We start from the raw sequence: 10,895 nt of genomic DNA on the forward strand, positions 1-10,895 counted from the left end.
CACACTATTTAAATGTGTGAACGATAGTCTGGTCCGGCATAGCCGGTATAGCTCCCATTTTTGTCGTGACTATGGCTCCGACTTTATTGGCGTAAGCAAGTATTGTTCGAACCGCTTTAGGCTCAAATGCAGATGAGAGCGGCTCATACTCGGTTATTTGAGCCAAGACGGCCCCAAAGAAAGCATCCCCTGCACCTGTAGTATCAATAGGCTTTACTTGAATGCCCTTCACCAAGCCATATTTACTTGCGGTTCGGTAAAAACTGCCTTCCGCCCCAAGCGTGACAAGAATTAACGCTATCCCATACTGCTCAAACAGTCTCTTGGTTCCTTCCTCGAGATCTTTCGTCGACGTAAGAAGCTGAAGCTCCTCTAACGAAAGTTTAAGTACGTCGACACCTGCCAGCACCTGTTGAATCTCCTGCCGCGCAGCCTCTTCCGAAGGCCATAGATCTTCACGGTAATTCGGATCAAAGGAGACGAGAATGCCGCCTAACTTTCGAACAATCTGCAGAGCAGCTAAGGTTGCGCTGCGCACCGGTTCTTTCGTGAGGGAAAGTCCGCCGAAGTGGAATATTTTGGCTTGTCGAATCAGATCGTGATCCAGTTCCTCTGCAGTCAATCGGGTATCAGCTCCCGGCTTACGAAAAAACTCAAACGACCGGTCACCTGCTTCATCCAGATGAACAAAGGCTAAAGTGGTGTTGCTTTCCGGGTCTGTAATCAGTCCGGAGGAATCGATCCCAAGCCGCTCCAGCACCTCTCGGAGCTCGGTTCCAAACCGGTCATGTCCGACTTTGCCGATGAAAGCCGTCTTCTTCCCGTGCTTGGCAAGCAGTGCCAGCACGTTAGCCGGCGCTCCACCAGGGTTCGCTTCAAACAGGGGCTGTCCTTGCTTGGAATACCCATGTGGTGTCATATCCATTAACAATTCACCCATTGCAATAACATCAAACATAATATCTCTCCTCTGCTTCTATACAGAACGAAGCGTCCAAATATCCAGAGATTCCACCTTCACATGACCATCTAATCCAAGCAGTTCTACCCCGTTGCTAGTTACGTCAGGATATATTCGATTGGAAAACACAATGCGACCACCATTGGCGAACACTTCAATTGATGTCGTATCGATATAGATGTGCAGATCCAGCTTCTGTCCGGCTGTCAATTCTAGCGGCGCTGTACAGATTCCTCCTGCTCCTAGACCAGCAAGGCTGCGGTCAACGGATAGCTTCTTCGCCTGCATATCGTAAGTGATCCGTGTACCTTGTGTTCCATCTTCCGAACAACGTACTTTCAATCCGAAGCGTTGAGCTGAGCAAGCTGCCGGATCAAACACGGCCTTGATCTCGAGTTGGGATCCTTTCACTTCCTCAAGCGGGTTACTTCCACCAAAAGTTCGACCTACATCTCTGAAAGCAATATGCTGTTCGCGCAGCTGCTCAAGCTCAACAACTGGCAGGTATCTAACCTCACCTTCTGCTGACAGATCTATGACTCGCGGCAGCGCCATAGCCCCGCACCAACCATCCGGCTTTGTCAAAAATTCGGCTCCCCAGATATCCATCCAACCAATTGCAATACGACGTCCCTGGTTATCGATAAAGGTTTGAGGCGCATAATAATCGAAGCCGTAATCCATAGTTTCGACATGCTTCCAATTAAATTGACCTGCCGCGTAATCCATTTCGCCCAGCAATATTTTACAACGCTCGATCTCTGGACCCATCAATGACGTGATCAATGCGTGAGATCTTCCTCTCCCCAGAGGAAAAAGATCAGCGCACTCCCAAATCTCGCCAAGTGTTCCATCGCTTTGAGCGACAACGCCTATATAATCCCACTTAAAACCATCTTCGCTTTTATATAGAACTGCCTTCCCAATGCCTTCCTTACCGGTGGAAATAACCATATACCAGATATCCTCGTGCTTCCACACCTTCGGGTCACGGAAGTCAAAGGAGCCGTCGACCGGGGGATAATCGATAATCGGATTGGCAGTATGCTTTTCGAAGTGAATGCCGTCCGTAGACGTTGCGACGCATTGAACTTCCTTGGGCGTCTTCTCATCAACATGCCCGGTATAGTATAGCGTTAATATGCCGTCTAAATCTATCGCACTTCCGGAGAACACGCCTCCGATGTCATAGTCTTCGCTCGGCGCAAGAGCTATCGGGAGATTCTCCCAGTTAACAAGATCTTTACTTTTTGCATGTCCCCAGTGCATCGGCCCCCAGTCACTGCTGTAAGGATGATGCTGATAGAACATATGATATTCGCCTTTAAATTGAATGAGACCGTTTGGGTCATTAAGCCAGCCAGCTGGTGCCATGTAATGATAGCCTAAGCGGTATTGGGATTTCTTCACCATATCAGTATTCTTCTCTATAGCTTCATTTGCCCGTTGAATGACAGTACCATGGTCTATTTTTTTATCCATTGGTTTCGTTTCCATCCGAATCTATCCTCCCTATCTGTAAGCCCCAACTGCTTCAATTATTCTTTAGAGCCAGTATGAGCGAGACCTTGCACGTAGTACTTTTGGAATGAAGCAAAAATAATAACCATGGGAATCGTAGCAATCGTAATTGCTGCCAATATGGGTCCCCACTGGGGATTAGGCAGGTTGAAGAAATAGTTGATCCCGATTTGTATCGTTCTCATATTATTGTCCGTAATGACCATGCTCGGCCATAAATACTCCGTCCAATGCTGTGTAAATTGCAAAATCGCAACAGTTGCGAAGACAGGCTTTGCAAGCGGCATAACAATTTGAAAATAAGTTCTCCATATCGTGGCCCCATCCAACTTGGCCGATTCCTCTACCTCAGCCGGAATTCCAAGGAAAAACTGACGAAACAAGAAAATAAACAACGGAGCTGCAATAAACGGTAAAATAAGTCCCCAATATGAATTGATCCAGCCAAGCTTGTGAATGATTGTATACAAAGGCAGGAAGATCGTTTCCTGGGGCAGGATAATTAAGGAGAGCACAAGCGTGAAAATAACGTTCTTCAATGGAAACTTCATTCGGGCCAGCGCATAGCCTGCCATGGAATTGACGATAATGCCTGTTAGTACGATTGCGGAACAATAAAATAAAGTGTTCAAAGTATATCGGAACAATGGGACCGTATTCATGGCTTTGACATAATTCCGGAAATAAGAGCCTTCCGTCTCAATTGGAGGCAAGAATGCATGAATACTGCGCATATCGCCGAAAATTTGCAAATCATTTTTAAAGGTAGATACGATCATCCAGATCATTGGGAACAAAAACGCAAACGCAAGAATGAGCATCCACGTATATCGTATCACTCCAAGAACAGCCTTTTGTATCCTCACCTCTATGGCCTCCTCTCTAACCTCGCTCTTCTTTCAGTACAATACGCTGTATACCAGCAATGACCAGTACAATGACCATGAATATCACGGCTATAGCAGATCCATATCCCATTTCCCGGAATTGAAATCCGTATTCATACATGAGATACAGCAACGTTTTTGTTGAATTAATCGGGCCGCCTTGAGTCATGATGAGCGGTTGAATAAGCAAGCGGAATGCAGCCATCGTTATCGTAATTACGACAAAGATGGTAACATTACGCAGTCCCGGCAGTGTAACATAAACAAATTTCTGCCAAGTGCTCGCCCCATCCATCGAAGATGCTTCGTAAAGTTGCTCCGGGATGTCTTTTAGGCCCGCCAAAAATATAATCATTTGATACCCTGCACCCTGCCAGATTGACATAAAGATGATCGCATTCATTGCTTGATCCGAACTAGTCAAAAACTTCAGGCGTGGCAGCCCAAACGTTTCAAGTAGCGCATTAAATAGTCCCTGGTTCGGATTGTATAAAAACGTAAATAACAAACCTACGACAACGAGGGACATGACAACCGGACTGAAGAAAGCGACAGTGAAAAACTTCTTGAACTTGATTTTAGGATGGACCAATAAAGCGAGACCAAGTGCTACCGCCGTTTGGATCGGGACGACGATGATGACGAAATATAACGTGTTTTTCAATGCTTTGTAGAAAAGCGGATCGTCAAAAAGTCGCTGGTAATTCTCAAAACCGATAAATGCTTTGTCATTGGGCGTTAAATAATAGTAATCCGTAAAGCTGTTGTATAGTATCGTCAGCATCGGAATAAACAAAAACACAGTCATTCCGATCAAAGCCGGTAATATAAACGAATACCCTTCCAGAGCAGTACGAAGCTTTTTTTTCCATGCTTGGCTCACGATCTTCTCCTTATATGCTGCTGTCATTGAAGACTTCATTTCCATACTCCATCCCCCTACGGATGTCCAAGGAGCCGTTAATTATGGCTCCTTGGATGTTTGTTAACGAAAATTTGTTATTTGCTAGCTCGCTTAATGCTCTGATCGATGCGCTTCACAGCTTCATTCAGAAGTGGCTTTATATCTTCACCTGCTGCGGCTGCGTAGAACAACATTGCAAACTCCTTGGAAAGCATCGGATATGCAGGTGTTCTTGGACGTGCTTGTGCTGTGTTCTTCAACTGCTCCATAATAATTTTTTGCGGGTATTCGTTATACTGTGGCAACTGGTCAAATGCAGATTTTCGGCTAGGCGGCATTCCTGTAACATTGGACAATCCGACCGCAGTCTCAACATTGGTCATCCACTTGACCACTTCCGCCGCTTCCTTCGGATGCTTGGTCTGAGTCGTAATCGCATAGCCCCAGCTTCCGGATGGGGATTTTGCCACATCGAATTTAGGCATCGGCATCATGCCCCACTCATAGCCCTTCGTGTCCCCCGCAATCCAAGGGCCGCCAAGAGCAAGCACTGATTTCTGCTCTTCCCAATCCTTCTCACCAGGCGTTAAGGTTGCAAGACCGTCCTTGAAAAATTTACCGATCATAGTCAATGCTTCGGCTGTTTCGGGAGAGTTCAGCTTTCCTTCTGTCGTGGAGCCGTCAGCCGCAATGAGATCCCCTCCGTTGGACCATACGAACGGTGCGCCCATGAAAGTCTGCCATTCGTTAACGCCGTAGTTCATGAAGAAGTTAACCGGGTAGCTGTCGCCCTTTTTCAGCTTCTTCGCATATTCATAGAACTGGTCCATCGTCCAAGCTTCGCTGACCGATTTCGCAATAGGGATACCTGCTTCTTCCAATGCCTTCTTGTTGTAATAAAGTACAACCGAAGCTTCCATCGCGCCGAGCATGTACAGCTTATTATTATATGTTCCTTGCTGGATAATCGATTCCACGAAATCCGTGAGATCAGCTTTTGTGATATGCTCGTCCAATGGAGCAATTACGCCGGACTTGGCATAGGCCGCTGCATTCGGACCATCGAGGTCGAGCAGATCAGGCAGCTCGCCAGCAGCGATTGAAGCGTTAATTTTGTCTTCATACCCCGTACCGCTTTGGCCGCGGGGAATACCCTGCAGAGTAACTTTAATTTTCCCTTCATGCGCCTTGTTAAATGAAGCTATGCGTTCTCTATAGAATGAATCCTCTTTTTCATTCGTCTCATGCACCCACATTTTGAGTTCAACTGCTGCTGATGCAGGATTTCCTTCCGTCTTGTCACCATTCTTATTGGCAGTATCTCCACCCGGAGTATTCGTGCTATTGCCGCTGCAACCGCTAACCACCCCAGCAAGCATGGACGCCATCAATGCATATGAAATACGCTTTTTCATATTGTGTACACTCTCCCATTTTTATCGAAGTTTGTAATGATCCCCTTGTAACTGTTCCATATTCAATTGCAGGTAATTTTTTTCTTCCCTCCCAATACACGTAAATGACGTCTCAACGATTTATTAAACGATTACGTAATCGTTTAAATACAATGTAAACGAATTCAATTTCATTGTCAATTCTTTTTTTATCGTTCAATCTATAGGTTAAAAAAAGCATCGTTTTCTCAGCAAGAGAAACGATGCACTAGTTCTGTCGGTATTCGAATTTCCGTATAAGGCTCATCTGAAGACTTACTTTCAAGCCGTTCCAATAATATTTCGGCTGCCCGCTCTCCCAATTCAAACGAAGGCTGCTTGATTACAGTAAGCGGCGGGGTAGTGATTTTCGTCCATTCATAATCATCATATCCTATGATGGCCATCTGATCGGGAACTTTAATTTGATGCTCTTGGAGGTAGGCGACAGCCCCCATCGTCATTACATTGTTAGCAATAAGAATGCCGGATGCTTCCTGCTGTACGAGATTTTCGGTTAGCTCGTAGCCCGTCTCGAGCCCCGGTATACCTACTTGAATAAGCTTGGGGTCCACTTCAATTCCATGATCTGCTAATGCAGACTTATAGCCTTGCAGACGCTCGCTGCTCGTCGATATATCAAGCGGGCCGGATATAAAACCTATTTTGCGGTGCCCCTTACCAATCAGCAGCGTAATGGCTTCATAAATCCCCCGGTATCCATCAGCCAGCACGCAGTCCCTTTGCAAGTTATGAGGCTTTCGGTCCACAAACACAACCGGATAATCACCCAACGTTTCCGGCAGCTCCACATGCCCTTCTGCCGCGGGTGCAATAATCAGCCCATCAATCAATTGAGTATTAAACATTTTAATCTGCTCAAGTTCATTGGCCGGATTCTCATTCGAGTTGCTTAGCAGCAAGTGATATCCATACTTGTTCAACGTTTGCTGCACTCCATGTGCAACTGACATAAAGAAGAAGTTTGACGTATCCATTCCTGAGACCGGTATCAAAAGTCCAATGGTACGTGACTTTTGACTACGTAAGCTGCGAGCCACTGAGTTTGGCCTATAGTCCAGCTCTTTCATTGTCTGGAGTACTTTATTTTTCGTTTCCTCCGATACAAAGCGTGTGCCGTTGATTACATGGGAAACGGTCGCTGTGGATACACCCGCTTTTACAGCCACGTCTTTAATGCTGATCGACATAAGCCTCTCTCCGTCATATCCAAATTGTCTTGTGTAAGTCACATCCATCTTACTTAATCCATATGGTGCTGTCAATCTAACAATTACAAATCGAATGCAAACAAACCTCTGCTGCGAATCACACATACAGAGGTTATATTATGAAATTTCAAACCTTAGCTTGCAGCTTCTCCACATGCGTTGGAAAGCAATTTTTAATCTTTTAACTTATACACAGATTGAAGCTCATGCAGTGTCATTTTCTTTATGTCGACCTTCCCTCCCCGAGCAAAGGTTTCCAAGTACTGTAACGGGTGTTTTGGGAAAATCAAATCCGTTACAACCGTTGTTCCGTTATTCGCAAAGATTTCAATGGAAGACCGATCCAGGAACAAACGCAGCTTCAACTCAGATGCTTCGCTGAACAGCTGAGCTTCGTGTTTACATGAAAAGTTCGGATGGAAATCAACTTCACCGGATTGTGTTCTATCCACAATTAACATATTTGTACTTACATCCATACTAATTATTGTTTTCTCTTCAGCTGAGGAACACAATGCAAATCCAAACTGTTCTACGCCTGGCTCCCAAGCCACTTCGATCTCCAGTTCACATACATCACTTTGAAATGGGTAGATATCATTGAAATTCAAACCATCTAGGCTTGTTGAATCGGTTCTCAGCACCTGCAGTTCTTCCACTGGTGTTTGTGCCAGTCGAATCACCTGCTCCGTCGTGACCAGCGATAGGACACGCGGCAGCGTCATCGCCCCTCTCCAAACACTTGTTGGTGTCAATCTAGCATACTTCCAATTACTCATCCACCCTATGAATATTCGTCTTCCGTCATTTTTTTCGATATCAGACCAAGTGACTCCGGCATAATTATCTCTACCATAATCGAACCAGAGAATGGTTTCTGGAGAATGATCATTATGGAATGTGTTTCCATCAAAATGTCCAATAAAATATTGCGTTCTCGATCCTTCTACCAAGTCCGAACGATCACCGATACTCACGATCAGCACCCACTTCTTATTGGATGGATCACCATCGACAGACAATTCGAACAAATCTGGGCATTCCCAAACTCCATCATGCGATCCCGAATCCCTTCCAAACTGTCCGGTAAGCTTCCAGTCCGTTAAATTAAAGGATTCATAAAATCTTACATGATCAGCAACAACTAACGCCATAACCCATTTTTTTTGTTCTTCATGCCAAAATACTTTAGGATCTCTGAAATCCAGACATTCTTCATCAATCAGTACAGGATTCCCTTCATATTGCACCCAAGTACGTCCATTGTCTGTACTAAAGGCCAAACTTTGAGTTTGAGTGTACAGATCTTCTGTATCCGGTATTTTTTTTGCACTCGTATAAATAACGACAAGTCCGTGCCCGCCGGAAAAAAAGCCGCTCGTGTCTTCCCAATCGACTACAGCGCTCCCGGAGAATATCATTCCATTATGGTCGGGCTTCAACGCAATAGGCATATGCTCCCAATGAATCAAATCAGTACTGATAGCATGTCCCCAATGCATAGGACCCCATAGCGAATCCTCAGGATGATGTTGATAAAACAAGTGATATTCTCCATTGTAGTAAACCATTCCGTTAGGATCATTCAGCCAGTTGGAAACGGGTGTGAAATGAATTTGAGGGCGATACCTCTCTTCAAAAAGAACCTCTTTAGTCATGTTTAGCATATAGAACACCTCCGAATTTTAATGAAGCCGTTAGAATTACATTCTTTAGAAATACTAGTTTTACTCAACATCAACAGTCAGGAAATCGATTACGTAATCGTTTAATTAAAGCGAATTATAGGTGTTCGCGTACAAATTGTCAACTCTCTTTCCTATTTAAGTATAGGTTTAGTATAGTAATCTTTTTTCGAACAAGCTTAATTTACCATTTGTAATGAGAAGCAGGTCGTTTCGATACATCAAACGAGCAGATTTGATATCGCGAAGCGTTCTCTCCAGCGGAATAGCATCATTCTTTGTATAACCATATGTAACACCTGCTAAATTGATCATCTCATCTACGGCTTCGTACAACATTTCGGAAGCTACAATTTTCAAATTATTAATTTGTATGCTGAAATGATTGGTTTGAAATAGGTTTTCATCAGAACTGGCATTATCGTATTGTCGTATCATTTCTTTAAGATAATTGTCTACAACATCTAATTTCAATCTGATTCTCCCTAATTTCTCAAATAACATATCGGAGTTCATATTAAACTTGGTTCGATTGACTGGCTTTCTCATTATGGCGATCAGCTTCTCAAAAACACCTTTCGCAGCCCCCAACCAACTGGCGGACAAAGAAATGTGACCAATAGGCACGACGGTCTGGAGGGCAATCTCCTTGAACCCTTTTTCTGATTTTATGATTTGATGGTCCTCAATACTTGCCTCGATCTCCATTCCTACACTTCCTGTTCCCCGCATTCCCATGCTATTCCAATTGGTTGTATAAGTCAATTTGGCGTTACTCCTTTCAACTAAAGCTATAACTACATCATGAGCACTATGATCTGAAGAATTTCCATTCATGTATATCAGAAATAAATCTCCATACTGCCCACCTGTCACAATAGGAGCAGTTCTTTGGAGCAACCACTCATCTCCCAGCTTTGTTAATGGAGAAATAGAAGAGAAGATATTCCCTCCTTTCCCCTTTTCTGTTGTAATAGATGCAATATACAATTGTTCTGAAACTAATCTATGTAATAATTCTTGACGGTGAGCGCCATATAGGTGCTTCATTAAAATAGCAACTTGTTGACAATGCATGCTCCAAATGACCCCCGTATTCAAACAACTGCTAGATATGATTTGAGCTATTCGAGACACTGTCTCTAAGGTTGCGCCCCCACCGCCATCTTCTTTTGAGACTAAGATTGACAATAGTTTGCGTTTTTTTAATTCATTCAGACTATTGATTGGAAATAAAGCGTACTCATCAACTTCGTTCGCATACCCAGAAATAATTTTGGCAGCTTCCCTAGCACTTTCAATCAACTCTTCATGTAAGGAGCATGTATTCTTAATCACTGATTTCCCCCGCTTTCATCCTTATTTTGTCACGTTTATTGATGTAAATATTAAATCTGTACTTTCGATCTTTATTGCTATAATTTTCATCAGCACTCGTCCTTGTGTTCTTCAGCATCTGCTTGTACATGCTGAACCGGGAATTCCAAAGTAATCGCTGTTGGGATTTATACAGCTCAATTGCTCTGATTTTTGCTATTAGATGCACTCGCGATAGGCAAATGGCTGTTACCACAAATTGATTTGCCAGGTCCGTCTTCCAATTTACATCAAGTTGATAGTGCTTATATGGCAAATCCTCATAATACGCGATTTTATAAAGATAAGCATAATCTATTGTATCCATCCATCTCTCGAAAGCATGTCTTACGATAAGGTGGTCCACATGTCTCCCAATTCCTAGCGGAACATAAATTTGTTCATACTCAGCCAAATGAATAGCTGCTGACAACTGTTGAATAACCTCCTCTATCATCGGTTGTTCCAAAGACAAATCCGCTCTAAATAGTTCCTCCAACTTCCGGTAGCTCGGAGAAAAATCAGGATTCCTCCGATAAATGCATTCCGGGATATTAAGATGAACACAATCTGCCCCAAGTAACGCAGCGGCTGTGAGGTCCTCGGATCGCCTAATGCTCATCACTTCAGATCCAAGATTGAACTTTTTATGTATGATTCTCGCCAGCATAGATAAAGATTTAAATGGATTTTCCCCTGCAAATACGGTGGCGATTGTCACCCTGTTTCCCTCTTGAACTAGCTTACTGATGTAATCCCCACAGGAAATAATTGCATCATCCAAATGAGCCGATAAAAATAAATAACGAAGTTTCGTCATACGTCTCACCTCCATTTCAGACTTCAAATGTAGAGTATATCACAATGCTTTTGGAAAAAAATACTTTGTTTCGTAATTCATAATTTACCAATTTTT

Annotated in this window: 9 protein-coding genes; all 9 read right to left on the reverse strand. The window is 43.7% G+C overall.

The window, feature by feature from the left end; all coding sequences use genetic code 11:
• Positions 1 to 4: 4 nt before the first annotated feature.
• The 9 genes from GSF01_RS02910 to GSF01_RS02950 all read right to left on the reverse strand — a co-directional run bounded on the left by GSF01_RS02910 (position 5) and on the right by GSF01_RS02950 (position 10,799).
• On the reverse strand, positions 5 to 958 hold the full coding sequence (locus GSF01_RS02910; RefSeq protein WP_159881519.1) for a carbohydrate kinase family protein: 954 nt from the start codon (positions 956 to 958) through the stop codon (positions 5 to 7).
• A gap of 18 nt (positions 959 to 976) precedes the next feature.
• Positions 977 to 2,458 carry a glycoside hydrolase family 32 protein gene (locus GSF01_RS02915; protein WP_159881520.1) on the reverse strand — a complete coding sequence of 494 codons (1,482 nt, stop codon included), beginning with the start codon at positions 2,456 to 2,458 and terminating at the stop codon, positions 977 to 979.
• Positions 2,459 to 2,499: 41 nt separating this feature from the next.
• A complete protein-coding gene (locus GSF01_RS02920; RefSeq protein ID WP_235941236.1) occupies positions 2,500 to 3,348 on the reverse strand; it encodes a carbohydrate ABC transporter permease in 849 nt (282 codons plus the stop codon).
• Between the two features lie 16 nt (positions 3,349 to 3,364).
• Positions 3,365 to 4,297 carry a carbohydrate ABC transporter permease gene (locus GSF01_RS02925; RefSeq protein WP_159881521.1) on the reverse strand — a complete coding sequence of 311 codons (933 nt, stop codon included), beginning with the start codon at positions 4,295 to 4,297 and terminating at the stop codon, positions 3,365 to 3,367.
• Positions 4,298 to 4,368: 71 nt separating this feature from the next.
• Positions 4,369 to 5,688 (reverse strand): ABC transporter substrate-binding protein, encoded by a 1,320-nt coding sequence (locus GSF01_RS02930; RefSeq protein ID WP_159881522.1) that lies wholly within the window; start codon positions 5,686 to 5,688, stop codon positions 4,369 to 4,371.
• Positions 5,689 to 5,915: 227 nt separating this feature from the next.
• On the reverse strand, positions 5,916 to 6,917 hold the full coding sequence (locus GSF01_RS02935; RefSeq protein WP_235941237.1) for a LacI family DNA-binding transcriptional regulator: 1,002 nt from the start codon (positions 6,915 to 6,917) through the stop codon (positions 5,916 to 5,918).
• 194 nt (positions 6,918 to 7,111) lie between these two features.
• Complete coding sequence (locus GSF01_RS02940) at positions 7,112 to 8,605, reverse strand: glycoside hydrolase family 32 protein (RefSeq protein WP_159881523.1); 1,494 nt, start codon at positions 8,603 to 8,605, stop codon at positions 7,112 to 7,114.
• Positions 8,606 to 8,773: 168 nt separating this feature from the next.
• On the reverse strand, positions 8,774 to 9,961 hold the full coding sequence (locus GSF01_RS02945) for an acyl-CoA dehydrogenase family protein (RefSeq protein ID WP_159881524.1): 1,188 nt from the start codon (positions 9,959 to 9,961) through the stop codon (positions 8,774 to 8,776).
• Positions 9,954 to 10,799 carry a PIG-L deacetylase family protein gene (locus GSF01_RS02950; RefSeq protein ID WP_159881525.1) on the reverse strand — a complete coding sequence of 282 codons (846 nt, stop codon included), beginning with the start codon at positions 10,797 to 10,799 and terminating at the stop codon, positions 9,954 to 9,956. The genes GSF01_RS02945 and GSF01_RS02950 overlap by 8 nt, the downstream gene beginning before the upstream one ends.
• Positions 10,800 to 10,895 lie beyond the last annotated feature (96 nt).

The organism is Paenibacillus puerhi (assembly GCF_009846885.1).
Taxonomy (GTDB): Bacteria; Bacillota; Bacilli; order Paenibacillales; family NBRC-103111; genus Paenibacillus_G; species Paenibacillus_G puerhi.